This is a genomic window from Streptomyces sp. NPDC042259 (genome assembly GCF_055582085.1).
In genome coordinates this window covers 295890-320983 of record NZ_JBVJDW010000004.1, presented here as the reverse complement: position 1 = coordinate 320983, position 25094 = coordinate 295890, and the positions used below count along the sequence as shown (strand labels likewise).

Genomic DNA, 25094 nt, shown 5'->3' with positions numbered 1-25094 from the left:
TGTGCCGGCGGGCCGGGACCTTCACCGGAGGCGGGCAGCCGTTACGGCAGCCACGCCTTCCATACGTCCGGGTGCCGTTGCACCCATCGCTTCGCGGCCTCCTCCGCCGGGAGCTTGTCCTCGGCGATCATCTGCGAGACCTCGTTCTGGTCCTTCTTCGACCAGGTGAAGTTCTTCAGGAAGCGGGCCGCCTTGCCGCCCTTTTCCGTGAACTCCGCGTTGAAGAACTTCTTCAGCGACGACGTCGGGTAGGCGCAGTCGATCGTCTCCGGGTCGGCCGTGCCCTTCTCGGCGCACGCGTCCGTGTACTTCGGCAGCTTCACCTCGACCATCGGCACCTCGTTGAAGAGCCACTGCGGCTCGTACCAGTAGGTGAGGAAGGGCTGCTTCTTCTTGGCGAACTGCTTGATCTGGGTGATCTGCGCCGCCTCGGAGCCCGCGAAGACGACCTGGTAGTCCAGGTTGAGGTTCTTCACGAGCGCCTTGTCGTTGGTGACGTACGACGGCGAGCCGTCGAGCAGCTGGCCCTTGCCGCCGCTTTCGCCCGTGCGCAGCTGTGACGCGTACTTGTTGAGGTTCCGCCAGTCCAGGACGTCCGGGTGGGCGTCGGCGAAGTACTTGGGGACGAACCAGCCGATGTGCCCGGTGACCCCGAGGTCGCCGCCGGGGGCGATCGTCTTCTTGTCCTTGACGTACCGCTGCTCCTGGTCCGGGTGGCCCCAGTCCTCCATGATCGCGTCGACGCGGCCCTGGCTGAGCGCGTCCCAGGCGGGCACCTCGTCGACCTGGACGGTGTCGACGCGGTAGTCCAGCTCGTGTTCCAGCAGGTACTGGGCGACGGCGGTGTTGGCGCGGGCGCCCACCCACGACTGGACGGAGAGGGTCACGGTCTTCGCGCCCGCCGCGTTGGCGTAGGGCGAGGCCTGCTTGGTCATGTCGGCCGCACCGCAGCCGGTGGCGGCGAGGAGTCCGAGGGTGCCCGCGAGGGCGGCCCCGAGGGTGACGAGGCGTGTGCGAGCCATGTCAGGCCCCCTTTCCGGCGCGGGCCTTCGTCGGCTGGGTGACCCGGTCGAGCATCAGGCCCAGACAGGCGATGGCCACGCCCGCGACGAGGCCGGTGGCCAGGTCGCCCTGGGCGAGGCCGAAGACGACCTCGTAGCCGAGCGCGCCGCCGCCGACGAGACCGCCGATGATGACGACGGACAGCACCAGCACCACGGCCTGGTTGACCGCGAGCAGCAGCTCCGGGCGGGCCAGCGGGAACTGCACGTGCCGCAGCTGCTGGCCGCTGGTCGCGCCGAGCGAGCGGGCGGATTCCATGGCGCCGGGATTCACCTGGCGCAGGCCCTGGCTGGTGATGCGCACGACGGCCGGCAGCGCGTAGACGATCGCGGCGGCCGCCGCCGGGGCCCGGCCGACGCCGAACAGGGCGACGACGGGGATCAGGTACACGAACTGCGGCATCGTCTGGAAGACGTCCAGGACCGGGCGCAGCAGCCGTTCCGTGCGGCGGCTGCGCGCGGCGCCGATGGCGATGGCGAAGCCGAGGACGAGTGTGACGGCGACGGCCGCGAGCACCTGCGAGAGGGTGTCCATGGAGCTTTCCCAGCGGCCGAGCACACCGATCGCGCCCAGGGCGAGGACGGCGGTCAGGGCGGTGCGCCAGGTGCCGATCAGCCAGGCGAGGGCGGCGACGAGCAGCAGCGCGCCCCACCAGGGCAGGCTCTGCAGGCCGTCGCGCAGCGGGTCGAGGACCCAGCCGGTGTAGTGGGCGGCCCAGTCGGCGGTGCCGCCGATGCCGGGGACGCCGGAGTAGAGGTGGTCGACCATCCAGTCCTTGGCGTCGTTGACCGGTGCGGCGATGGCCACGGTCCAGCCGCCGGGCCAGCTCAGGGAGCCCATGGCCCGGGTGAGGACGACGACGGCGGCGGTGACGACCGCGACGAGCGCCCAGCGCTGGCCGCCCTTGCCCCGGGTCTCGGTGCCCACGCGCTCGCCGGCGGCGGCGGTCGTGCGGTCCAGCACGATCGCCAGCAGCACGATCGGGATGCCGGCGGCCAGGGCGCTGCCGACGTCGACGGTCGACAGAGCCTGGTAGACGCGGTCACCGAGGCCGTCGGCGCCGATGACGGAGGCGATGACGGCCATCGACAGGGCCATCATGATGGACTGGTTGACGCCGAGCAGCAGCTCGCGGCGGGCCAGCGGCAGCCGTGCGGTCAGCAGCCGCTGGCGTCCGGTGGCGCCGAGCGAGGCCACGGCCTCCAGCACGCCCTTGTCCGTGGCGCGCAGTCCCAGCGCGGTGAGCCGCGCCATCGGCGGGGCCGCGTAGACGACGGTGGCCAGTACGGCCGGGGCCACACCGATGCCGAAGATCAGCACGATGGGCAGCAGGTACGCGAAGGCGGGCAGTGCCTGCATGGTGTCCAGGACGGGCCGCAGGACGCGGAACATCCGGTCCGAGAGCCCGGCGGCGAGGCCGAGCAGCGCGCCGATGACGACGGAGGCGGCGACGGCGACGGCCATCAGCGCGAGCGTCCGCATCGTCGGCACCCACATGTCCAGCAGCCCGCACACGGCGAGCGAGGCCAGGGTGGTCGCGGCGACCCGTACCCCGGCGACCCGCCAGGCCAGGAGCGTCGCGGCCGCCGTCACACCGGCCCAGCCGAGGGCGAGCAGCACGACGTAGACGGCGTGCACGGAGGTGACGATGGCGTTACTGATGTGGCCGAAGAAGTACAGGAACACCCAGTGGTTGTCCCGGTTGTCGATGATCCAGTCGCTGACCTTGTCGAGCGGCTCGTCCAGGCCCACCGTGAGCGCGCCCGGCCAGCTGCCGCTGCCCCAGCGGGCGTCGGCGAGCGGGACGAGGACCGCCGCGGCGACCGCGAGCAGCAGGAGCTTGCGGGCGACGGGGTGGGTGCTGAGGAAGCTCAGGATGGTGCGGCTGCCCGACGCCGAAGCCTCGGCGGCGGTGGCGGTTCTGCCGGGCGCGGGAGCGGACGCCCTGGCGGGCTGGGCGGGCTTGGCCGCCTGGACCTTCGTGGCCGGCTTCGCCGGGGATGTGGCGGCACTCATGCGCGCCCCCCGTCCGGCCGGGCGGGGCGGGCCGTGGGGCGCGCCACCGCCAGGGGTGCCGTCGGATCCGTCAGGTGCTGCTTGTGCGCGCTCATGCCGCCGCCCTCTCCACTCGGTCCAGCCCGGCGACGACGCGCAGCAGGCTCTTGTGGTCGACGACGCCCAGGCAGCGGCCTCCGTCGACGACGCGGGCGGGGCCGCCGGTGCGGGCCACGGCCTCGATGGCGTCGGCGACCGTCGTGGCGGGGGCCAGTGCGGGGCCGGATTCGGCCTCGCCGCCGGTGGCGGGGCGCATCGCGCGGCGGACGGTGATGACCTGCTCGCGGGGGACGTCCCGGACGAACTCGCGGACGTAGTCGTCGGCCGGGGAGCCGACGATCTCCTCGGGGGTGCCGCACTGCACGATCCGGCCGCCGCGCATCAGCGCGATGCGGTCGCCGACGCGCAGCGCCTCCGCCAGGTCGTGGGTGATGAAGACCATCGTGCGGCCCTCGTCCTCGTGCAGGCGGACGACCTCTTCCTGCATGTCCCGGCGGATCATCGGGTCGAGGGCGCTGAACGGCTCGTCGAACAGCAGGACTTCGGGGTCGGCCGCCAGGGCGCGGGCCAGGCCGACGCGCTGCTGCTGGCCGCCCGAGAGCTGGGTGGGGCGGCGGCCCTCCAGGCCGGCGAGGCCGACCTTCTCGACCATCTCCATGGCCTTGGCGCGGCGTTCGGCCTTGCCGACGCCCTGGATCTCCAGGCCGTAGGCGACGTTGTCGAGGACCGTGCGGTGCGGGAGCAGTCCGAAGTGCTGGAAGACCATGGCGGCGCGGTGCCGGCGCAGGTCGCGCAGCCGGCCGCGGTCCATGCCGACGACGTCCTCGCCGTCGATGGCGATGGCCCCGGAGGTCGGCTCGATGAGCCGGGTCAGACAGCGCACGAGGGTGGACTTGCCCGAGCCGGACAGGCCCATGACGACGAACACCTCGCCCTGCCGGACGTCGAAGGAGACGTCGCGGACGGCGACCGTGCAGCCGGCCTCGCGGCGCAGGTCGTCGGGCGACAGTTCGGCCAGCGGGCCGTCGGGGACGCGGTCGGCCTTCGGACCGAAGACCTTCCACAGGTTGCGCACGGAGAAGACGGGCGGTGCCTCGGTGCCGGTACCGGTGCCGGCTGCCATGGTCTGTATACCGTCGGCGCTCATCACGCATCACCACCTAGGGTCGTGGCCGCACCGAGCAGTTCGGCGCACTTCTCCCCCACCATCAGTACTCCGATCATCGGGTTCACCGCGGGCATCGTCGGGAAGACGGACGCGTCGGCTATGCGTACGCCGTCGAGGCCGCGAATCCTCAACTGGGGGTCTACCACGGCGAGTTCGTCGGTGACAGCGCCCATGCGGCAGGTGCCCGCCGGGTGGTAGACGGTGTGCGCGACCTTCCGCGCGTACTCACTGATCTCCTCGTCCGAGGTGATCTCCGGGCCGGGGCACACCTCGCGCTTGAGCCACTTCGCGAGCGGCTCGGCCTTGGCGATCTCCCGGGCGATCTTGATGCCGTCGACGAGCGTTCGGGCGTCGTAGTCGTCCTCGTCCGTGAAGTAACGGAAGTCGAGGGCGGGCTTGACGGCCGGGTCGGCGCTGGTCAGGTACAGCCGGCCGCGGCTGTGCGGCTTGGGGATGTTCGGGGTCATCGACACGCCGTGCTCGGGCTTCTCGTAGCCGAGCCGCTCGGGGTTGTCGGTGAAGGGGATCTGGTAGAAGTGGAACATCAGGTCGGGCCCGTTGGCCGCCGGGTCGCGGCGGACGAAGAGTCCCGCGTCGGAGTCCATCGCCGAGTTCTCGGGGATCGGCCCGTCGGTCTCCCAGACGATGACGGACTCGGGGTGGTCGAGCAGGTTCTCGCCCACGCCCGGCAGGTCGTGCCGCACGGGGATGCCCAGCGCCTCCAGGTCGGCCTTGGGGCCGATGCCCGAATGCAGCAGCAGCCGCGGGGTGTCCACCGCGCCGGCGCACAGCAGGACCTCGCGGTCCGCCTCGACGATCATTTCGGTGCCGTCGGCGGTACGGACCCGCACACCGGTCGCCCGGGTGCCGTCGAGGACCAGCTCGTACGCCCAGGTCTCCAGCAGGATGCGGAGGTTGGGGCGGTCACCGGCCTCCAGATGGGGGTGGAGGTAGGCGACGGAGGCGGAGGAACGCTTGTTGTTCTCCGGGTGGTAGGCGAGGTCGAAGAAGCCGACGCCCTCGTGGAAGGGCTTCTTGTTGAAGCCCTCCACGCGCGGCACGTCGATCGCGGCCTGGGCGGCCTCGACGAAGTCGCGGGCGATGGCGTTGCGGTCCTTCTCGTCCACGGCCACGATGTTGTTTCGCAGCCGGGCGAAGTACGGGTCCATCGACTCCGCGTCCCAGCCCTCGGCTCCGGCGGTGGCCCACTCGTCCCAGTCGCCGGGCAGCGGCTTGAAGGAGATCAGGGTGTTGTGCGAGGAGCACCCGCCGAGCACCCGCGCCCGGCTGTGCCGGATGTGGGAGTTGCCGCGCGGCTGCTCGGTCGTCGGGTAGTCGTAGTCCAGCTCGCCGCCGAGCAGCCCGAGCCAGCGGCGCAGGGTGAGCACCTCGGGACGGTCGACGTCGGACGGGCCGCCTTCGATCACGACCACGGAGAGACCCGGGTCCTCGGCGAGCCGGGAGGCGATCACCGATCCGGCGGTGCCTCCGCCGACGACGACGTAGTCGGCGGTGATCTTCTCAACTGCGGGGGGCATGGGGGTACTCCTCGGGGGCGGGAAAGTTCTTCGCTCGTACGGCACCGGCCCGGTCGGGCGGTGGTTGCGGTCGTGGGCCGTCGCTGTCATCGACGGGCTGCCCGGGGGCTCAGCCTCCGAACCACCGCACCGGCTTGGGGGCGAGGTTCTGGTAGATGTGCTTGGCCTCGCGGTACTCGGCCAGCCCGGCCGGCCCCAGCTCGCGCCCGATGCCGGACTTGCCGAAGCCGCCCCACTCCGCCTGCGGCAGGTAGGGGTGGTAGTCGTTGATCCAGACGGTGCCGTGGCGCAGCCGGCCGGCGACGCGGCGCGCGCGGCCCGCGTCCTTCGTCCAGACTGCGCCCGCGAGCCCGTACTCGGTGTCGTTGGCGAGCGCGACGGCCTCGTCCTCGGTGCGGAAGGTCTCCACGGTGAGGATGGGGCCGAAGGTCTCCTCGCGGACGACCTTCATCGTGCGGTCGCAGCGGTCCAGGACGGTCGGCGAGTAGAAGTAACCGGCCGCCGGGCGGTCGGCGTTCGGCTCGGGCTGGGCCCCGCCGCAGCGCAGCGCGGCACCCTCGGCGAGCGCGGAGGCGACGTACGCCTCGGTCTTGTCGAGCTGCTGCGCGGAGACGAGCGGACCGCACTCGACGCCGTCGGCGGTGCCCCGGCCAAGCTTGATCTTCTCGGCGCGGCGGGCGAGTTCGGCGACGAAGCGCTCGCTGACGGACTCCTCGACGATGAGCCGGGAGCCGGCCGAGCAGACCTGGCCGCTGTGGATGAACGCGGCGTTGAGGGCCTGGTCGACGGCGGTGTCGAAGTCCTCGTCGGTGGCGCAGGCGTCGGCGAAGACGACGTTGGGGTTCTTGCCGCCGAGTTCGAGGGCGACCTTCTTCACGGTCGGCGCGGCGGCCTGCATGACCTTGGTGCCGCTGGCCAGTCCGCCGGTGAAGGAGACCAGGTCGACGTCCGGGTGCTCGGCCAGCCGGGCGCCGACGGGGTCGCCCGCGCCCGTGACGAGGTTGGCGACACCGGCGGGCAGGCCCGCCTCGACCAGCAGCCGGATCAGCTGCACGGTGGTCAGCGGGGTGACCTCGCTGGGCTTGATGACGAAGGTGTTGCCCGCGGCGAGCGCCGGGGCGATCTTCCAACTGGCCTGCAAGAGCGGGTAGTTCCAGGGGGTGATCAGCGCGCAGACGCCGACCGGCTCGTGCACGACGACGCTGTGGACGTCGGAGGTGCCCGCGTCGACGACGCGCCCGGGGCCCTCGCCCACGACGAGATCGGCGAAGTAGCGGAAGGCGTCGGCGACACAGTCGACGTCGGTACGGCCCTCTTCGAGGGTCTTGCCGGTGTCGCGGCTCTCGGTCAGCGCGATGGTCTCGCGGTCGCGCTGGAGGAGGTCGGCCACGCGGCGGAGCAGCGCGGCGCGCTCGGCGACGGGCGTGTGCGGCCAGGGGCCGTGGTCGAACGCGCGCCGGGCGGCGGCGACGGCCTCGTCGGTGTCCTCGGCGCCGCCCTCGGACACCACGGCGAGTGTCTTGGCGTCTGCGGGGTCGAGGACCTCCCGCTGCGCGCCGGACGCGGCGGCGCGCCACGCCCCGTCCACATGGATGGTCTCGACTGACGACATGTCTTTTCTGCCTTCCGATTTCCGAAACGTCCCGTTATCGGCCGAACAAAGGTCGGACCGGTAACGGGACGCCCCTAACCGGTAGGGAGAAACCTATGCCACTTCCTTCACAAAGAGTGACCTGAGTCACTCCGAACAGCACGTTCCGTCACCACCACGGACCGTTCCGTGAGGCGCGACGGGCTACCCCGAGCAGTAGCCGGACGGGCAGAACGACCCCAGGACCACCTTGAAGATCTCCAGGTGCGCGTCCCAGGCGTACACGGGCCCGGCGACCAGCAGCGCGTACTGCTTCCGGTCGGGTCCGGTGAAGGCATGCACGATGATGTGCCGCACGCTGCCGTCGTCCCGCTCGTAGGTGTACTCCAGCTCCGCCGTGTCACCCACCCTCCCGCTGACCCTTGCCAGGCTCAGCCTTCGGTAGTCCTTGTTCTTGGAGACCGTCTTCTCGGTCGCCACCAGCGATTCGTACGGGGTGCCCTCCGGGCCGTTCAGCGTGAAGACCTGGATCAGGCTCTTGTTGTCCGGCGTCTTGTAGAAGACGCTGGCCCCCTCCATGCTGCGCCGCCAGTCGCGGGGCACATCGAGGCGGAACCCGGCCGGGTCGTCGGTACGCAGATACCCCGACGGCGCCCCGGTACCCGCCAAGGTGCCGGGACTCGTCGGCGACGGGGTGTACGGATAGCCGCCGGTGCCGCCCGAGGTCGTGCTCCCGGTGGTGCTCCCGCCCGTCGTGGTGCCCGTCGTGGTGCTCCCCGTGGTGCCCGCGGTCGTGGAGCCCGTGGTGGTGCCCCCGGTCACACCCGAACCGCCGTCCGTGGGGCCCGGGGTCACCGGCGCGCTCAGGCTGGGGCCGGAGCCGCTGGGCGTGGCGCCGTCGTCGTCGCCGTCCCGCAGCAGCGCCCAGGCACCGATGCCGATCCCGCTCGCCAACAGCACCCCGGCCATCACCCCGGCCAGGATCGACGCGTGCGAGGGGCCCGAGGGCGGGCCCTCCGGCTCGTCCGGGTAGTACGGCTCCTCCGGCGGCAGCCCGTCCGGGGGGACCGGTCCCATGCCGGTCTCGGTCTCGGCCTCCGGCGAGGGCCGGTAGGCAGGCCGGGCCGGCAGCGGTGCGGGCGGTAAGCCCTCGACCCACTGCTGCCGGTCCGCGTCCCAATAACTCATGTGTCCCGCCCCCTCACCCGAGCAACTCGCCGATCGCCTGGACGACGGCTATGGCCGACGCCAGGCCCCCGGCGGTCGTGGCCCCGCCGGTCAGCAGCGCTCGCAGCCGCACCAGCCGGCCCCGCTCGGCCCGGCCGGTGCGCACCACCTCCTCCTCCAGCTCCGCCAACTGCCCGGCACAGCGGTCGAGCCCGTCGTCGTCCGCCCGCGCGAGCAGCGGCAACTGCTGCCGCAGCAACCGCACGGCCGCCAGCAGCTCCGGGGAGGCGGACACCAGCCAGCGGGAGGAGTCCACCGCTTCCGCGTCGGGGCCCGTGGCGACCGCGCCGCCCGACATCTCCCCGACGGCCACCCCGCCGTCCTCCGGCACCGTCAGCGGCACGGCCACCGGCCCGGCCGCCCGCTCGGCGCCCTGCCCGACGCGCTCCGACCGGTCCTCGGCACGGGAGCCGCCGCCGGTGGCGATGGCACCACCGGAGAACCGGCCCACGGCCACCCCGCCGGCCTTCTCGCGCCCCGCACGCTCTTCGCGTGCCGCGCGCCTCTCGCGTTCCGCACGCTCACGCTGGTCGCGCTGTTCGTCCGTCATCCCCCGACGCCTCCCGTCACGTGCTTGGCCTGCGCGCCACTGCCCGTGGCCACCGCGCCGCCGCTCATCGAGCCGATGAAGACACCGCCCTCGCTGACCTGCACGATCTGCTGCTCGAACTGATCGGTCTCATAGCCCTTGGAACGCAACGCGTCCCGCACCCCGCTCGCGATCCGGTCCTGGACCGTCTTCACATAGCGGCTGATGTCCATCTCCTGGAACAGCGAGACGGTGCGCACCCCGGCCAGCTCCCGTACCGACCCCGCCGGGCCGTCCGGCACCGCGCGCCGCGGGTCGGCCAGCCAGGTCCGAAAGAGGGTGATGCCCGTACGGACCGCCGAGACGGCCGCGGCGAAGCCGGCGGCGGGCCCGGTGATCAGCGCCCGCGCGCCGTCGCGCAGGATGTCCTCCTCGCCGCGCGCCGCGATCACATCGACCGCGCGGAACTCCGGCCGGATCGGCGTCAGGACGTGCGGCACCACCTCCAGCACCAGCATCCCGCCCTGGGTATGCACCCTGACCAGCACGGACACCACGATCTGCTCGTCCCACGCACCGACACGCACCCGCAGGAAGTGCCGGCGCGCCTCGCCGCCCTCGTCGACGGATTCCCGCAGATGCGCCCGGACGGTCGGCTCGTCGTACCGCACGGCCGGCCGCTGCGGGCCGACGGGCAGATAGACGAACTCCTCGATCTCCAGGTCCTTGAGCCGGTCGCGGCTGGTCTCGGCGGCCGAATCGCGCAGCGCCTCCAGCCGGGGGCGGATCAGCTCCACGACGGTGCGGCCGGTGAACGGCTCGTCGGCGTCGTCGGCCTTGCCGAGCTGCGAGCGCTTGAGTTCCAGGGCGAACGACCACGGCTCGTACGGCCTGCCCATGCCGATGAAGGGCCGGAAGGGGTCGTAGATCGTCAGCCCCGCGTACTGCTCGCGGTCGATGGACGCCCCGATGCGCCGGTAGCGGCCGGTCGGCACGGCCCGGGGCCGGTGGAGGAAGGCCTCACGGCCCAGCTCCATCCGCATGACGGCCGCGACCCGCGAGCGGTGCATCCACACCGGCAGGACCAGCAGCAGCGGGAAGAGCACGGCCGTCCAGTCGTCTCCGCCCTCGAACAGCACGTAGACGGCGAACAGCCAATACCCGATCATGAGCACGGGCGGGGCGACGGGCAGCAGCCTCTTCAGACCGCCACTGCCCTTGAGGGCCTGGCGGAGGGTCGACTTGTCGACGACGTACACCGCCGTCCCGCGCCCGGCGGCGGCCCGCGCGCCCCAGGCGCCCAGGCAGACCACGGCGTACATGGCCGCCCACATCCCCGGCACCGACGCCTCACCGGTGCCGGTGGTCAGGTCGACGGCGAAGAAGGCGACCCACAGAGCGAGCAGGAGGAGCGCGGTCAGCACCTCCTGCCCGCGGGCTCTTAAGGCGTGGGCGAGCACCGGCACAACGTCGATGCCGAGCGACGGCGCGATGGGTCTTTCCTCGTGTTCCACCAGCTCTTCGATGACGCGGCGGCGGAAGTCCGCGTCGAGATAGACACCCGCGCACAGCAGCCTCGTGGCCTCCGTGCGGGAGTCGTGTGGACCGGACTGGGTCATGCGTCCCCCGATCGTCGAACTGACCTGCGAATGTGCAGGAGTTGACGGATTTTCGGAGAACTCAGAATAAGCCAGAAGGCCCGCCACCGACCCCCTGCCGGGGGCAAATGACGGGCCGAAAGGCACCCCGTACGGACGTACGTTGGTACGTCCGTACGAGTGTGGGTTGATCAGATGAGGCTCAGATCAGGCCGAGGCCACGCACCGCGTCGCGCACTGTTCCCGACGCTCCTCTCGCGCCGTTCGGCCCCGGGGGGCCTTACGGGCTTCGAGAGAGCTGCGTCGGCCTCCGGCCGACGGGGTCGCGCGTCAGATCAGGCCGAGACCGCGGACCGCGTCGCGCTCCTCCGCCAGCTCCTGCACCGAGGCGTCGATGCGGGCGCGGGAGAACTCGTTGATGTCCAGGCCCTGGACGATCTCGTACTTGCCGTCCTTGCAGGTGACCGGGAAGGAGGAGATGAGGCCCTCGGGCACGCCGTAGGAACCGTCCGAGGGGATACCCATGGAGGTCCAGTCGCCGGCGGCGGTGCCGTTCACCCACGTGTGGACGTGGTCGATGGCGGCGTTGGCGGCGGAGGCGGCCGAGGAGGCGCCACGGGCCTCGATGATCGCGGCGCCGCGCTTGGCGACGGTCGGGATGAAGGTGTCGGCCAGCCACTGCTCGTCGTTGACGACCTCGGCGGCGTTCTTGCCGGCGACCTCGGCGTGGAAGACGTCCGGGTACTGGGTGGCGGAGTGGTTGCCCCAGATCGTCAGCTTCTTGATCTCGGAGACCGGGACACCGGTCTTCTTCGAGAGCTGCGAGAGCGCGCGGTTGTGGTCCAGGCGGGTCATCGCGGTGAAGCGCTCGGCCGGTACGTCCGGAGCGGCGGCCTGCGCGATGAGCGCGTTGGTGTTGGCCGGGTTGCCGACGACGAGGACCTTGATGTCGTCCGCGGCGTGGTCGTTGATGGCCTTGCCCTGGGGCTTGAAGATGCCGCCGTTGGCCTCGAGCAGGTCACCGCGCTCCATGCCCTTGGTGCGGGGGCGGGCACCGACGAGGAGGGCCACGTTGGCACCGTCGAAGCCGACGTTCGGGTCGTCGGTGATCTCGATGCCCTGGAGGAGCGGGAAGGCACAGTCGTCGAGCTCCATGGCGGTGCCCTCGGCGGCCTTGAGGCCCTGCGGGATCTCCAGCAGCCGCAGCTTGACCGGCACGTCCGAGCCGAGGAGGTGACCGGAGGCGATGCGGAAGAGCAGCGCGTAGCCGATCTGACCGGCCGCGCCGGTAATGGTGACATTGACGGGAGTGCGGGTCATGGCGATCTCCTGCTGCGAACTGGGGTTGGGTGTCCCTGCCCATTTGTGAGGATCTCTCTCGGTGTCAAGAGACCCGGCGTCAGGCTATCCGACGGCGCCCACTGCGAAGTGCCGACCCTGTGTGGAACGCCTCACGGGCTTCGCCTCCGGTTGTCTTTCACGGCCTTTCGCCTGGCCGGCGGCGTCTTCGCTCGCAGGCCGTCTTTACCGCCTGCGGCGGCGGGCGCCCTGCAGGCGCGTCCTCAAACGCCGGACGGGCTGGTTTTGGCGGGCCGCCTGCCTCTTCGCCTGCGGGCCGTCCTGGCCGCCTGCGGCGGCAGAGCGCCCTGCGGGCGCGTCCTCAAACGCCGGACGGGCTGGTTGTGCTGGCCGACAGCCTCTTCACCTGCGGGCCGTGGGCTGGTTGTGGCTGGCCTCAGCCCATTCCAGCCCGTCCGGCGATTGAGGACAACCGCCGCGCAGCGGTGGTGCGCCCCGGCGGCGGGCTCAGCCGAAACCCGTCCGCCGGGCAACGGCAGAGGCAGAGGCAGCGCCCAGCGGCACCGTGCAGCCCTTGCGGCCAGTCGTCAACGTCGCGCAGGCCGAGGCGCGGTCGGGGCCGGTGGCCGGGACCATTCGGGTGTAGCCGTCGGCGTCCCGGTCGACGCGGCCGGCCTCCGTGCGGGCCGCCGCACCCGAATCGGCCGCCCCGGTGATGCGCAGCGTGTCGCCGGGGGCGGCCTTGGTGATGCGGGCCCAGGCGGCGCCACAGATCTTGCTGTAGCGGACCTCCAGATAGGAGGTGCCGATGGTCGCGGCACCGGCCGTCGTGGCATGCCGGCCGCCGCAGCCCATGGTCTCCGGGTCCTTGCCCGCGCAGCCGGCGCCCGAGCACTTCACCCCGGCGGGCAGCCCGACCGCGCTGCCGCTCGGCGACGTGACCGGACCGGCCTGCCCGCCCGTGTCGTCCTCGTCCATGCCGAAGAGCAACAGCGCGGCGGCGACGACGAGCAGGGCACCGAGGACACCGGTCAGGAACAAGGCGACATGGGCGCGCGGCCGCCGCTCGTCCGGGATGGCGGCCGACCGCACGTCGGGCGACTGCCCGGGCCGCACCAAGGAGGGCGGCGCGGCCGCCCCGCCCCGGGGCCGGGCGGATCGTATCTGCTCCGGCCGGCCCGGCGGCGGCTCTGTCCACGGGCCTATCGGGTCGGCGTGGTGACCGCCGGGTTCGCGGGACGCCATCCCCTCGGCCGGGGGGCCGAACTCCCCCAGGGCGGCCCGCGCCTGGGCGACCCGCACCCCGTCGAGCGTCGCGTCGTGCCGCAGCTCCGAACGGGTCCAGGAACGCTCGGCCAGCTCCCACATCGTGCTCAGGTGCCCGACGTCGGTGCCCGTCGCCTCGGCCAGCGCCTCGGCCGCCGCGCGCGGTGGCAGCAGCCGCCCGTTCAGATAGCGCTCCCACGACGACTTGCTGTACCCGGTGCGGTCCGCGACGGCGGCGACGCTCAGACCGCTGCGTTCCACGAGTCTGCGCAGTTGCTCGGCGAACTCCCGCACCTGCGGGTCGAGTTCCTCCGGTAGCGCCTTCCAACGAGGCATTGTCCTCCCCTGTCCCCCTATGCCTACCCCTTGCATACCCACTCCACAGCTTCGGGGCTGACACTCCACAGGGATGCCGCAACCGGGCATGACAGTTCCCGGCATCGGGGCGCACGGGGGTACTCGCGGTCGGTCACATGCGTCACACGCACGGGCGCACGCTCCCGGGACGCCACCGGAACCCGCTCCGCCCCGGCGTGCGCCGCGCGGTGTTTTCGTCACATCCCACGGACATCCGAAACGAGACGGGGACCTCGTACCGAAACGGTCACCTCCGCGCCACAGAGCGGTCGTGGACCTTGATCGGGATCGGCGGGGTCATGATCCTCAAGAGGAGGCGGCGGCCGGTCCTCCCACGGGGGTGGAGGACCGGCCGCGGCCTTGCCCGGACCACGTCAGCGCACGGTGAAGTGCAGTACGTCGTCCAGGAACGGGATCTTCAGCCATGCCTTCGGCTGCGCCATCAGGGCGAGCAGCACGATGGACGCGCCCAGACCGCCGTACGTGATCATGTCGGTGAACCGCGACCGCACGGCCAGCATGCCCACGGACGGCAGCGCCCAGCGCAGCACCGCGCCGCCGATCATCGCCAGGCCGATCAGGATCGTGCCGACCCGGAACGCATCGAACGCGACGAGCAGCAGTCCCAGCCCCGTCACACCGAGCACGGCCAGCAGCGGCCACTGCCGTGCCGGGGCGGGGGCGTCCCCGGGCGCGGCCCGGCCGCCGCCCTCGGGACGCGCGGTGTCCCGCGTGACCGCCTGGAAACGGCGCGACTTCTCGGGCCCGGCCTCGTTGCCCGCGGTGGCCTCCGAGAACTTCCCGGAACCGGGACGCCCCCCGGGGCCGGTACGCGTCATCGCGGCACGCCGGGCGGAGGACCCGTCCCCGGCCTTCGCCCGCGCGCCGGGAGCAGACCGCCCCGAAGACCCGGCCCCCTGCGCGGCAGCGGACGCCGAGGACGCGCCGGACTCCGCGGACCCGGAACCGGCCTCGGCAGGGGGTTCGGCACCTGCTCCGGGACGCGGCCCGCCCGCAGGGCGCCCGGCCTCGGGATCAGGGGCCGGCCCGGAGGGCTCTCGCTCAGCCGCCATGGACGCTTCCGGTCGCGCGACCCGCGGCCTCCGCCGCCTCGGCTGCCTCTACTACGTTCACCAGCAGCTGCGCCCGCGTCATCGGGCCCACGCCGCCCGGGTTCGGGGAGATCCAGGCGGCGACCTCGGCCACGCCCGGGTGGACGTCTCCGACGATCTTCCCGTGCTCGTCCCGGCTGACACCGACGTCCAGGACGGCCGCGCCCGGCTTCACGTCCTCCGGCTTGACCAGGTGCGGCACGCCCGCCGCGGCGACGATGATGTCCGCCTTGCGCAGCTGCGCCGACAGATCACGGGTGCCGGTGTGGCAGAGGGTGACCGTGGCGTTCTCGGACTTGCGGGTCAGCAGCAGACCGATCGAGCGGCCGACGGTGACGCCGCGGCCGACGACCACGACGTGCGCGCCGTTGATCTCGACGCCGTGGTGACGCAGCAGCCGGATGATGCCGTAGGGGGTGCAGGGCAGCGGACCGGTCTCGTTGAGCACGAGCCGGCCCAGGCTCATCGGGTGCAGCCCGTCCGCGTCCTTGGCCGGGTCCATGAGCTCCAGCACCCGGTTGGTGTCGATGCCCTTGGGGAGGGGGAGCTGGACGATGTAGCCCGTGCACTCGGGGTTGTCGTTCAGCTCGCGGACGACCGCCTCGATCTCCTCCTGCGTGGCGGTGTCGGGCAGTTCGCGCTGGATCGAACCGATGCCGACCTGCGCGCAGTCGCGGTGCTTGCCGGCCACGTACCACTTGCTGCCGGGGTCGTCGCCGACGAGGAGGGTGCCCAGGCCGGGCGTGATGCCCCTGGCCTTCAGCGCCTCCACCCGGGCGGTGAGTTCGGACTTGATCGCGGCGGCGGTGGCCTTGCCATCGAGAATCTGGGCGGTCATGGGTTCATCCTCCAGGATGGGGCGGCCCTCGTTCCAATCCGGGCGGGGCCCGCCCCGGTGATATGCACGGTCGTTCTCACCGACCGTGGTCCTTGTACAACGCATACGGGTATCGGCTGGACAAATACCAAGAGCCCAACAACGATGATCCGGCAGTGCCGCGGGCTGTGACGGGGGGCGGACCGCTGTGCCATCTCTCCTCCTGATGTCCGCGCCGTCCCCGCACGACTACGGAGGAACACCCTCACCATGAGCTTCGGCGACCAGAACAACCCCTACGGACAGCAGCCCCCGCAGGGCCAGCCCGGCTACGGCTACCCGCAGCAGGCCCCCCAGGGCATCCCGGCCCAGCCCGGCCAGCCGTACGCGCCCTTCCCGCAGGGGCAGGGCGGGTACCCCGGGGCGCCCTACGGCCAGCCCCAGGTGATGCCCGGCCTCACCAAGGCCGCCCGCATCCTGATGTACGTCATCGCCGGCATCCACGTGGTCGTCGCGGCTCTCTTCGCCACCGCGCTCGCGAAGATCGACGACGCGGTCGAGAGGGAGGGGACGAACGGTACCGTCCGCGGCGCCAACGGCGAGGAGGTGGACGTGGAAACGGTCATCGACGCCGGCAAGGGCGTCATCGTCTTCTTCACCCTGCTGGCCGCCGTCTTCGCGATCATCGGCGTCATCCTCGCCATCCGCTACGCCAAGGGCCGTAACGGCGTCCGCGTCGGCTCGATCGTCTACTCCTCGTTCGGCATCATCAGCGGTCTGATCACCTCGGTGATGTACGGGCTCGGCCTGGTGACGCTGGTCGCGTCGATCCTGGTGATCGTCTTCGCGGCCAAGCGCGTGTCGTCCGAATGGTTCCAGCGCCCGCGCTACTGAGCGCTGACCGTGGCCTCGGCCTAGCGGGCTGGTGTGGCTGACTTCAGCCACACCAGCCCGTCCGGCGTTTGAGGACGCGTCCGCAGGGCGCCCTGCCACCGCGGGCGGCAATCCGGCGAACCGCCGGAGGCCTTAGTGGAAGAAGTGCCGCGTACCCGTGAGGTACATCGTCACGCCCGCCGCCTTCGCGGCCTCCACGACCTGCTCGTCACGGACCGAACCGCCCGGCTGGACCACGGCCTTGATGCCGGCGGCGGTCAGCACCTCCAGCCCGTCCGGGAAGGGGAAGAAGGCGTCCGAGGCCGCGTACGAGCCCCGGGTGCGCTCCTCGCCGGCGCGCTGGACGGCCAGCTTCGCCGAGTCGACGCGGTTGACCTGCCCCATGCCGACGCCGACGGTCGCGCCGCCCTTGGCCAGCAGGATCGCGTTGGACTTCACCGCCCGGCAGGCGCGCCAGGCGAAGGCCAGCTCGGCCAGCTCGTCGGCGGACAGCGCCTCGCCCGTGGCGAGCGTCCAGTTCGCGGGGTCGTCGCCGTCGGCCTGGAGCCGGTCCTTGTTCTGGACCAGGATCCCGCCCTCGATCGACCGGGACTCGCCCCCGGCGGCCGGTGCGTCGGCGCAGCGCAGCACGCGGATGTTCTTCTTGCGGGCCAGCACCTCGACGGCGCCGTCCTCGTAGGCCGGGGCGACGATGACCTCGGTGAAGATTTCCGCGACCTGCTCGGCCAGCTCGACGGAGACCGGGCGGTTGACGGCGATGACGCCGCCGAACGCGGACAGCGGGTCGCAGGCGTGGGCCTTGCGGTGCGCTTCGGCGACGTCCGAACCGATGGCGATGCCGCACGGGTTGGCGTGCTTGATGATCGCGACGCAGGGGTCGGTGTGGTCGTACGCCGCCCGGCGCGCGGCCTCGGTGTCGACGTAGTTGTTGTACGACATCTCCTTGCCGTGCAGCTGCTCCGCGTACGCGAGGCCCTTGCCCGTGCCGTCGGTGTACAGCGCGGCGGGCTGGTGCGGGTTCTCGCCGTAGCGCAGGACCTGCTTGCGGGCGTAGGTGACGGCGGTGAAGTCCGGCCAGGGGCCCTCGTCGGCCGCGTAGTCGTCCGCGAACCAGTTCGCCACGGCCACGTCGTAGGCGGCCGTGTGCTGGAACGCCTCGGCGGCGAGCCGCTTGCGCTGGGTGAGGTCGAAGCCCCCGTCGGAGGCGGCCTTCAGTACGTCGGCGTAGCGGTCGGGGTTGACGACCACGGCGACGGAGGGGTGGTTCTTGGCGGCGGCGCGGACCATCGAGGGGCCGCCGATGTCGATCTGCTCGACGCACTCGTCGGGAGCGGCGCCCGAGGCGACGGTCTCCCGGAACGGGTAGAGGTTGACGATCACCAGCTCGAACGGCGCGATGTCCAGCTCGGCGAGCTGCTCACGGTGCGAGTCGAGCCGCTGGTCGGCGAGGATGCCGGCGTGCACGCGCGGGTGCAGGGTCTTGACCCGCCCGTCGAGGCACTCGGGGAAGCCCGTCAGCTCCTCGACCTTGGTGACCGGGACCCCGGCCGCCGCGATCCGGCCGGCGGTCGAGCCGGTCGAGACGAGCTGGACGCCCGCCGCGTGCAGCCCGCGGGCCAGCTCCTCCAGCCCCGTCTTGTCGTAGACGCTGACCAGCGCGCGCCGGATGGGCCGCTTCGTACCTTCGGCGGTCGTACCTTCGACGGTCACGGGATTCTTACCTTTCGTCCCTCTATGCGGTAGCCGTTACGGGCCAGGCGCCCCACGACATCGACGAGCAGCTCGCGCTCGACTTCCTTGATCCGCTCGTGCAGCGCGGATTCGTCGTCCTCGTCCCGGACCTCGACCACGCCCTGGGCGATGATCGGGCCGGTGTCGACGCCGTCGTCGACGAAGTGGACGGTGCAGCCGGTCACCTTGGCGCCGTACGCGAGCGCGTCGCGCACGCCGTGGGCGCCGGGAAAGCTCGGCAGCAGGGCCGGGTGGGTGTTGACCACACGGCCCTCGAAGCGGGCGAGGAACTCCTTGCCCACGATCTTCATGAAACCGGCGGAGACGACGAGATCGGGCTCGTACGCCGCCGTCGCCTCGGTCAGCGCGCGGTCCCACGCGTCCCGCGTCGGGTGGTCCTTCACCCGGCGGACGAACGTGGGCAGCCCGGCGCGCTCGGCCCGCTCCAGCCCGGCGATGCCGTCCCGGTCGGCGCCCACGGCCACGATCTCGGCGCCGTAACCGGCCGGATCGGCGGCGATCGCGTCGAGCAGGGCCTGCAGATTCGTCCCCGAACCGGACACGAGCACGACGAGACGGGCGGGACGGGGCCGGCGGCCGGGAGACGCGGGAGGTGGGGAGGCCACGGCGGGGCCCTTTCTCGCGGGTGATGCGGTTTGTATGGTCGTACGAGACGGAGGGGTCCCCGAATACGGGGGACTCTACGAAGCCGCCGACCGCCAGCAACGATACCGGCACTCCGAACGGCCCCCACGGGACGGGGGCGCGCGCGGAAGGTAGCGTCTGGAAGCAGCGCACGAAGTGATGTGCGGAGGCGAGGTACGGATTCGGCACCACGCGGTGGGGCGCACCGCCGCGACGCGCCGGGGCGACGCGCGGATTCCGGGCGCGGAATCCGGGCACGCCCCCGTACGTTCGAGGTGCGGGAGTCGCGGGACCTGCGGTGCGTGGGGCTCGCGGGGCCCGCCGGGCCGATGCGGAGCCGATGCGGGCCGATGCGGAAGCCCGACCGGTGCCGAGCGGTGCCGACCGACGCCGATACAGCCGACACAAGGGGAAGACACACTCCACATGCCGGACCGACGCCGCCACGCGGCTCACCGCTTCTCGCTGCCCACCGCGTCCGCCGCGTCCCTTGGAGGGCTGTGATGAGGAACGCCCGCATGTCGCACGAGCGCGATGCGCAGAAGCCGTCCTCGCCGTCGCCGTCCGACGAGCAGCGGGACAACCCCTTCGCCGCACCGCCGGAGGGCCGGCCGGACCGGCCGTGGCAGCCGCGGCGCGGGCCGGAGGGTTCGGACGACCCCGAGGACGGCCGCGACGGCGGTCATGAGGACGGTCGTGAGGGCGAGGGCCCGCCGCCGGCGTGGGGCAGCCAGTGGAGCAGCCGCCAGCCGGGCCGGCAGGGCGGCGGGTTCGGCGGCGGCAAGGGCCCGGGCGGCCCGAACCCCTCCGGCGGCGGCCCGGGCGGTGGCGGCCCCCGCTGGGACCCCACGGACCCGGCCCAGCGGCGGGCCCGCTACGCCCTGCTCGCGGGCATGTGGGGCTTCTTCTTCGCCCTGTTCAGCATCCCGCAGGTGGCCCTCCTCCTCGGTGCCCTCTCCGTCTACTGGGGCATCAGCGCCCTGCGCGCCAAGCCCCGGCCCCAACGCACGGACCCGGACATCCCGCCCCCGCCGAACGGCGCACCCGCCCCGAACGCGTCCCGCCCCCAGACGACGGCGGCCGTGAGCGGCCTGGTCACGGGCGGCCTCGCCCTGGCCATCGTGGCGGCGACGTTCACCTTCCAGGTCGTCTACAGCGACTACTACACCTGCGTCGACGACGCCCTCACCCAAACGTCCCGCCAGTCCTGCGAAAACCACCTCCCGAAGCACTTGCGCCCGCTGCTGGGGGAACGGGACTGACTCGGGCCGGTCGCCCTGCCGGGCCGGTGAAGGAGCCGACGGGGCCGCACGGGCCGCACGGGCCCCACAGCCCCCGCCCAGGTCCGGGCCAGGCACCGGCGGGAGGCTTGCCCCGGTGCCCTGCCAGGCCCGGAGGCCGAGCCGTCAGGTGCGGACGGCGCCCGTCGGCTGGCAGCTGCCGAACCAGCTCCATTCCCGGGCCCGGAGGGCCCCCGCGGCGTCGCGTCCACGTGCCGGGCCGGAGGCCAAGGGGTGGTGGCGCGGCCGGGTTACAAACCCTCGGGTGCGGGCGGGTTGGGGTGGTCGTGGGGGGCGAAGTCGGGCATGAGGCCGCCGCCGGAGTCCTTGAGGGCGGCCCAGCGGAGGCGGCGGGCGTGGGCGTCGTGCCAGTCCGGTGCGCCCGGGGCGGGGGCGGAGGGCGGCGGGGTGGGCCGGGCCGCGTGGCGGGGGCGGTGTTTCCGCCGGTCTCCTCGGCCCTTGCCGCCCTCCTCCTGGGCCTCGCGGTCTCCCCCGCCCCTGCGGCCCGCCCGGTTCCGCCGCCCGGTCCGCACCTCCCGGCCCGCCCGGAGCTTGACCTCCCCGGTGTCCGTCCGGGCGCGCGGGTCGCGGCCCAGCCGCTCGGCCAGGCGGGCCCGGGACGCCCGGGCCTTGCCGCCGCCGTCCCGGGCGTCCTCCCGGCCGGTCCCCCGGCCGGCCTCGTCCTTGCCGGCGCCCCCGGCGGCGGCGTCGGCGTCGGCGTCCCCCCGCCCTTCTCGGTCCTCCGCGGCCGCCTTCCGCAGCCGGCGGCCCTTCCCCGGCAGCATGCCGGGCCACCACGACCGTTCGCCCGCCGCGGGCGTCCCCGGCTCCGCCCCTGCCTCGGATCCCGGTTCCGGATCCGGTTCCGGGCCCGCGGCGCGCGCCGGGAGCACCGGCAGGCCCGGCGGGCGGAACGACGCCACCGAAGGCTTCGGCTTCGGTGGCGTAGTTCCGGCGGCGGGGAGCGTCGGCGTCCCGGTCTTCCGGCGGCCCGACCGCACGCCGGGCAGGTCAAGCGCGGGCAGCCCGGGGCCGACGGCGGCGGTGGTGGTGGGAGCGGCCGTCGCGCCGTCGTCGGCGACCGGCCGCGTGCCGAAGCCCAGCCAGCCCGCGGCACCCCGGACGAGCGCGCCCGCCGTCCACCGCCGCCGCCCCTTCTCCTCGGCACTCACCCTCGGCACCGCCGGCACCGCCGGCACCACCGGGGCGGCCGGCGCGGCCGGGGGACGCGCCGGCCGCAGCCGCTGCGCCACCACACCCCGCCGCAGCCAGCGCAGCACCAACGCTCCGGGGACGCCGATCGAGAACGTCCAGGCCAGGGCCGTTCCACCGGTGAGCCACCACCGCGGGCCGAAGGTCGCGAGGGTGGCCGAGCCGAGGGCGCCGGAAGCGGCGAAGGCCAGGGCGGTGGTCACCGCCGCGCAGACCACGGCGGCGAGTGCGGCGATCACGGTGACCTCCCACACGCCCACCACGGTGGGCGGCCGTGGGACGGCGAAGCGGGCGACCGCCGCACCCGTCGCGACCGACAGCGACACCGTCACCACCAGCGTCAGCGGCCCCGCGTCGCCCGGCGACGGGAGCGCCGCGAGCAGCGGGAAGCCGGGCAGTGCGGGGTAGCCGACGGCGCCCAGCGGCGCGACCACACTGCCCGCGCCGACCATGAACCCGGGCCCCAGCCCGTACGACGCCGCCCAGACGACCGCGTTGGGCAGCAGTGCCGCGCACAGCAGCAACACCGCCGCCCGCCCCGACCAGTCCTGCGTCAACTGGGACAACGCGTCGTGGGCCGCCGCCGCGTGCCACGCGAGCGAGCCCGCCAGCAGCACCGCGGCCCCGCCGAACAGCACCCCCGTCGCGGCCGTTCCGGCCCGTACCGCCGCGACCATCCGGCGGCGCGTGAACCAGCGGCGCACCCGCGCCGGCATCACGTTCGCCACACGGCGCGCGAGCCCCGACCGCGGCCAGCCCGGGCAGCCCGCGGCCGTCCACACCCCGGCGGCGACGGTCACCACCGCGAACACGGGCAGATGCGCCAGGGCGCTCCAGGGCGCGACCCGCACGGTCCCCGAGGAGGCGAAGAGGACGGCACCCGCGCCGACCAGCAGATACCCGCCGGTCATGGCCAGGATCGCGGTGCGCGGCGTGAGCCCGGTGAACGGATCCGGTCCGGCCGCGTGGTCCAGTGCCGCCGGGTCGTGCGAGCCGTCCGGCGGGCCCGGCGCGCGGGCGCCGTCCGGCTCCGGCGCCCGCGGATCGTCCTCCGCGTCCGCGCCGTCCAGCGCGTGCCGCGCCGTCCGGTAGAGCAGCCAGCCCGGCAGTGCCGTGAGCAGCAGCGGCGTCAGGCCGAGCGGTGCGGGCACCCCGGAGAGCGTTTCGGTCCGGACGAGATCGGCGCCCTGCGCCAGCAGCCACAGGTCGGCGGCGATGCGCAGCGCCGCCGCGGGCCCGCCGTCGGGGTACGGCGACGAGATCCACAGCGCCAGGACGCCCACGGCGAACGCTCCGAGGCCCAGGCCCGCGGCGATCATCCCGTCGAAGAAGGCGGTGCCCACGACGGGCGGAACGCTGGTCGCGGACCGGCCGCGCGTCGGCAACGACGTGCTGCGATCGGCATATTGGGTCACGGAGCCATGCTGCCAACAACAGGGCTTTCGTCCCGGTAGCGGGCAAATAGCCGTCGTGTCGCTCAAGATACGCTTATGCACCTTTTTCAGCTGTAGGGCCGAAAGGTCGGTGTCCTGGCGCCGCCGGGCGGAAACGGCTGTGGGGCCGCACCCCCAAAGGGGTGCGGGCCCACAGCCGGAGATCCGGAAGGATCAGGCGCCGAGCGCGGCGCGCGCGAGGCGAGCCGTCTCGGACGGGGTCTTGCCGACCTTCACGCCCGCGGCCTCGAGGGCCTCCTTCTTCGCCTGCGCGGTGCCGGACGAACCGGACACGATCGCACCGGCGTGGCCCATCGTCTTGCCCTCGGGCGCGGTGAAACCGGCCACGTAGCCGACGACCGGCTTGGTGACGTTGGCCTTGATGAAGTCCGCGGCCCGCTCCTCCGCGTCGCCACCGATCTCGCCGATCATGACGATCAGCTCGGTCTCGGGGTCGGCCTCGAACGCGGCGAGCGCGTCGATGTGCGTGGTGCCGATGACCGGGTCGCCACCGATGCCGACGGCCGAGGAGAAGCCGATGTCACGCAGCTCGTACATCATCTGGTAGGTCAGCGTGCCGGACTTCGACACGAGACCGATGCGGCCGGGCTTGGTGATGTCGCCCGGGATGATGCCGGCGTTGGACTGGCCGGGGGTGATCAGACCGGGGCAGTTCGGACCGATGATCCGGGTCTTGTTGCCCTTGGCCTGCGCGTACGCCCAGAAGGCGGCGGAGTCGTGGACCGCGATGCCCTCGGTGATCACGACGGCCAGCGGGATCTCGGCGTCGATCGCCTCGACGACGGCGGCCTTCGCGAAGGCCGGCGGCACGAAGAGCACCGACACGTCGGCACCGGTCTTCTCCATCGCCTCGGCGACGGAGCCGAAGACGGGCACCTCGGTGCCGTCGAAGTCGACGCTCGTCCCGGCCTTGCGCGGGTTGACGCCACCGACGATGTTCGTACCGTCGGCCAGCATGAGCTTGGTGTGCTTCATGCCCGTGGCGCCGGTCATCCCCTGGACGATGACCTTGCTGTCCTTGGTGAGGAAGATAGCCATGGTTGTGGAGTCCTCGTCCTTTACTTAGCCGCAGCCAGCTCGGCGGCCTTGTCGGCCGCGCCGTCCATGGTGTCCACACGCTGCACGAGCGGGTGGTTGGCGTCGGAAAGGATCTTGCGACCCAGCTCCGCGTTGTTGCCGTCGAGACGCACGACCAGCGGCTTGGTCACGGCCTCGCCCTTGGCCTTGAGCAGCTCCAGCGCCTGGACGATGCCCTTGGCGACCTCGTCACACGCGGTGATGCCACCGAAGACGTTGACGAAGACGGACTTGACGTCCGGGTCGCCGAGGATGATCTCGAGGCCGTTCGCCATCACCTCGGCGGAGGCGCCGCCACCGATGTCGAGGAAGTTGGCGGGCTTGACGTTGTCGTGCTTCTCACCGGCGTACGCGACGACGTCCAGGGTGCTCATGACGAGACCCGCGCCGTTGCCGATGATGCCGACCTGACCGTCGAGCTTGACGTAGTTCAGGCCCTTGGCCTTGGCGGCCGCCTCGAGGGGGTTGGCCGCGGCCTTGTCCTCGAGCGCCTCGTGCTCCGGCTGGCGGAAGTCGGCGTTCTCGTCGAGCGAGACCTTGCCGTCGAGGGCCAGGATGTCGCCGCTGGCGACCTTGGCGAGCGGGTTGACCTCGACGAGGAGCGCGTCCTCGGCGACGAAGGTCTTCCACAGCGTCACCATGACCTCGGCGACCTTCTCGGCCACCTCGGCCGGGAACTTCGCCAGGGCGACGATCTCGCGGGCCTTCTCGATGGTGACGCCGGTGTTGGAGTCGACCGGGACCTTCGCGAGGGCCTCGGGGGTCTTCTCCGCGACCTCCTCGATGTCCATGCCGCCCTGCACCGAGGCCATGGCCAGGAAGGTGCGGTTGGTGCGGTCGAGGAGGTACGAGACGTAGTACTCCTCGAGGATCTCGGGAGCGGTCTCGGCGATCATCACCTTGTGGACCGTGTGGCCCTTGATGTCCATGCCGAGGATGTCCGTCGCGCGAGCGACGGCCTCGTCCGGCGTGGCGGCCAGCTTCACGCCGCCGGCCTTTCCACGGCCGCCGACCTTCACCTGCGCCTTGACGACCGACTTGCCGCCCAGCCGCTCAGTGGCCTTGCGCGCCGCCTCAGGCGTGTCAATGACTTCACCGGCCAGCACCGGTACACCGTGCTTGGCGAAGAGGTCCCTCGCCTGGTACTCGAACAGGTCCACGCGCGTCAGTCCCTTTTCCATG

19 protein-coding genes are annotated in these 25094 nt (G+C 72.6%); 2 read left to right on the top strand and 17 right to left on the bottom strand.

Features of this window, described 5'->3' with window-relative positions; all coding sequences use genetic code 11:
• Window positions 1-41 precede the first annotated feature (41 nt).
• From ACZ6MA_RS13670 to ACZ6MA_RS13615, 12 genes are all read right to left on the bottom strand, one after another.
• Entirely contained in the window at window positions 42-1022 is a 981-nt protein-coding gene (locus tag ACZ6MA_RS13670; protein ID WP_469433561.1) for an ABC transporter substrate-binding protein, read from the bottom strand.
• 1 nt (window position 1023) lies between these two features.
• Window positions 1024-3078, bottom strand: coding sequence for an ABC transporter permease (locus ACZ6MA_RS13665; protein WP_469433559.1), 2055 nt, complete (start codon window positions 3076-3078; stop codon window positions 1024-1026).
• Window positions 3079-3169: 91 nt separating this feature from the next.
• A complete protein-coding gene (locus ACZ6MA_RS13660) occupies window positions 3170-4264 on the bottom strand; it encodes a quaternary amine ABC transporter ATP-binding protein (protein ID WP_469433557.1) in 1095 nt (364 codons plus the stop codon).
• A complete protein-coding gene (locus ACZ6MA_RS13655) occupies window positions 4264-5823 on the bottom strand; it encodes a GMC family oxidoreductase (protein ID WP_469433556.1) in 1560 nt (519 codons plus the stop codon). Before ACZ6MA_RS13655 ends, ACZ6MA_RS13660 begins: the two co-directional genes overlap by 1 nt.
• A 109-nt stretch (window positions 5824-5932) precedes the next feature.
• The gene (locus ACZ6MA_RS13650; protein ID WP_469433554.1) at window positions 5933-7435 is read right to left on the bottom strand and encodes an aldehyde dehydrogenase family protein; all 1503 of its coding nucleotides are present in this window, start codon (window positions 7433-7435) and stop codon (window positions 5933-5935) included.
• 183 nt (window positions 7436-7618) lie between these two features.
• Window positions 7619-8602 (bottom strand): hypothetical protein, encoded by a 984-nt coding sequence (locus ACZ6MA_RS13645; protein WP_469433552.1) that lies wholly within the window; start codon window positions 8600-8602, stop codon window positions 7619-7621.
• 13 nt (window positions 8603-8615) lie between these two features.
• Entirely contained in the window at window positions 8616-9191 is a 576-nt protein-coding gene (locus ACZ6MA_RS13640; RefSeq protein WP_469433551.1) for a hypothetical protein, read from the bottom strand.
• On the bottom strand, window positions 9188-10789 hold the full coding sequence (locus tag ACZ6MA_RS13635) for a hypothetical protein (RefSeq protein ID WP_469433550.1): 1602 nt from the start codon (window positions 10787-10789) through the stop codon (window positions 9188-9190). Before ACZ6MA_RS13635 ends, ACZ6MA_RS13640 begins: the two co-directional genes overlap by 4 nt.
• Before the next feature lie 309 nt (window positions 10790-11098).
• Window positions 11099-12088 carry a malate dehydrogenase gene (locus ACZ6MA_RS13630; protein WP_469433548.1) on the bottom strand — a complete coding sequence of 330 codons (990 nt, stop codon included), beginning with the start codon at window positions 12086-12088 and terminating at the stop codon, window positions 11099-11101.
• 486 nt (window positions 12089-12574) lie between these two features.
• The gene (locus ACZ6MA_RS13625; protein WP_469433547.1) at window positions 12575-13669 is read right to left on the bottom strand and encodes a helix-turn-helix domain-containing protein; all 1095 of its coding nucleotides are present in this window, start codon (window positions 13667-13669) and stop codon (window positions 12575-12577) included.
• Between the two features lie 395 nt (window positions 13670-14064).
• Window positions 14065-14529, bottom strand: coding sequence for a DUF3017 domain-containing protein (locus ACZ6MA_RS13620; RefSeq protein WP_469433546.1), 465 nt, complete (start codon window positions 14527-14529; stop codon window positions 14065-14067).
• A gap of 223 nt (window positions 14530-14752) precedes the next feature.
• The gene (locus ACZ6MA_RS13615) at window positions 14753-15640 is read right to left on the bottom strand and encodes a bifunctional methylenetetrahydrofolate dehydrogenase/methenyltetrahydrofolate cyclohydrolase (protein WP_469433544.1); all 888 of its coding nucleotides are present in this window, start codon (window positions 15638-15640) and stop codon (window positions 14753-14755) included.
• 249 nt (window positions 15641-15889) lie between these two features.
• Between ACZ6MA_RS13615 and ACZ6MA_RS13610 the strand changes: the two genes are divergently transcribed.
• Window positions 15890-16513 (top strand): hypothetical protein, encoded by a 624-nt coding sequence (locus ACZ6MA_RS13610; RefSeq protein WP_469433542.1) that lies wholly within the window; start codon window positions 15890-15892, stop codon window positions 16511-16513.
• 132 nt (window positions 16514-16645) lie between these two features.
• On the opposite strand, the gene purH is transcribed toward ACZ6MA_RS13610, so the two are convergent.
• Window positions 16646-18223 (bottom strand): bifunctional phosphoribosylaminoimidazolecarboxamide formyltransferase/IMP cyclohydrolase, encoded by a 1578-nt coding sequence (purH, locus tag ACZ6MA_RS13605; protein ID WP_469433541.1) that lies wholly within the window; start codon window positions 18221-18223, stop codon window positions 16646-16648.
• Window positions 18220-18870 (bottom strand): phosphoribosylglycinamide formyltransferase, encoded by a 651-nt coding sequence (purN, locus tag ACZ6MA_RS13600; protein WP_469433539.1) that lies wholly within the window; start codon window positions 18868-18870, stop codon window positions 18220-18222. Before purN ends, purH begins: the two co-directional genes overlap by 4 nt.
• Window positions 18871-19407: 537 nt before the next feature.
• Here purN and ACZ6MA_RS13595 point away from each other — a divergent pair.
• The gene (locus ACZ6MA_RS13595; protein ID WP_469433538.1) at window positions 19408-20151 is read left to right on the top strand and encodes a hypothetical protein; all 744 of its coding nucleotides are present in this window, start codon (window positions 19408-19410) and stop codon (window positions 20149-20151) included.
• Window positions 20152-20420: 269 nt separating this feature from the next.
• Here the strand turns inward: ACZ6MA_RS13595 and ACZ6MA_RS13590 are convergent, their stop codons facing one another.
• From ACZ6MA_RS13590 to sucC, 3 genes are all read right to left on the bottom strand, one after another.
• The gene (locus ACZ6MA_RS13590) at window positions 20421-22796 is read right to left on the bottom strand and encodes a cell division protein PerM (protein WP_469433537.1); all 2376 of its coding nucleotides are present in this window, start codon (window positions 22794-22796) and stop codon (window positions 20421-20423) included.
• Between the two features lie 192 nt (window positions 22797-22988).
• Entirely contained in the window at window positions 22989-23873 is an 885-nt protein-coding gene (gene sucD, locus ACZ6MA_RS13585) for a succinate--CoA ligase subunit alpha (protein ID WP_469433535.1), read from the bottom strand.
• A 20-nt stretch (window positions 23874-23893) separates the two neighbouring features.
• Entirely contained in the window at window positions 23894-25072 is a 1179-nt protein-coding gene (gene sucC / locus ACZ6MA_RS13580; RefSeq protein ID WP_469434091.1) for an ADP-forming succinate--CoA ligase subunit beta, read from the bottom strand.
• Window positions 25073-25094 lie beyond the last annotated feature (22 nt).

Coding starts and splice junctions, on each gene's coding strand:
- ACZ6MA_RS13670 (WP_469433561.1), bottom strand. CDS start 1,022: ATGGCTCGCACACGCCTCGTCACCCTCGGGGCCGCCCTCGCGGGCACC.
- ACZ6MA_RS13665 (WP_469433559.1), bottom strand. CDS start 3,078: ATGAGTGCCGCCACATCCCCGGCGAAGCCGGCCACGAAGGTCCAGGCG.
- ACZ6MA_RS13660 (WP_469433557.1), bottom strand. CDS start 4,264: ATGAGCGCCGACGGTATACAGACCATGGCAGCCGGCACCGGTACCGGC.
- ACZ6MA_RS13655 (WP_469433556.1), bottom strand. CDS start 5,823: ATGCCCCCCGCAGTTGAGAAGATCACCGCCGACTACGTCGTCGTCGGC.
- ACZ6MA_RS13650 (WP_469433554.1), bottom strand. CDS start 7,435: ATGTCGTCAGTCGAGACCATCCATGTGGACGGGGCGTGGCGCGCCGCC.
- ACZ6MA_RS13645 (WP_469433552.1), bottom strand. CDS start 8,602: ATGAGTTATTGGGACGCGGACCGGCAGCAGTGGGTCGAGGGCTTACCG.
- ACZ6MA_RS13640 (WP_469433551.1), bottom strand. CDS start 9,191: ATGACGGACGAACAGCGCGACCAGCGTGAGCGTGCGGAACGCGAGAGG.
- ACZ6MA_RS13635 (WP_469433550.1), bottom strand. CDS start 10,789: ATGACCCAGTCCGGTCCACACGACTCCCGCACGGAGGCCACGAGGCTG.
- ACZ6MA_RS13630 (WP_469433548.1), bottom strand. CDS start 12,088: ATGACCCGCACTCCCGTCAATGTCACCATTACCGGCGCGGCCGGTCAG.
- ACZ6MA_RS13625 (WP_469433547.1), bottom strand. CDS start 13,669: ATGCCTCGTTGGAAGGCGCTACCGGAGGAACTCGACCCGCAGGTGCGG.
- ACZ6MA_RS13620 (WP_469433546.1), bottom strand. CDS start 14,529: ATGACGCGTACCGGCCCCGGGGGGCGTCCCGGTTCCGGGAAGTTCTCG.
- ACZ6MA_RS13615 (WP_469433544.1), bottom strand. CDS start 15,640: ATGACCGCCCAGATTCTCGATGGCAAGGCCACCGCCGCCGCGATCAAG.
- ACZ6MA_RS13610 (WP_469433542.1), top strand. CDS start 15,890: ATGAGCTTCGGCGACCAGAACAACCCCTACGGACAGCAGCCCCCGCAG.
- ACZ6MA_RS13595 (WP_469433538.1), top strand. CDS start 19,408: ATGTCGCACGAGCGCGATGCGCAGAAGCCGTCCTCGCCGTCGCCGTCC.
- sucD (WP_469433535.1), bottom strand. CDS start 23,873: ATGGCTATCTTCCTCACCAAGGACAGCAAGGTCATCGTCCAGGGGATG.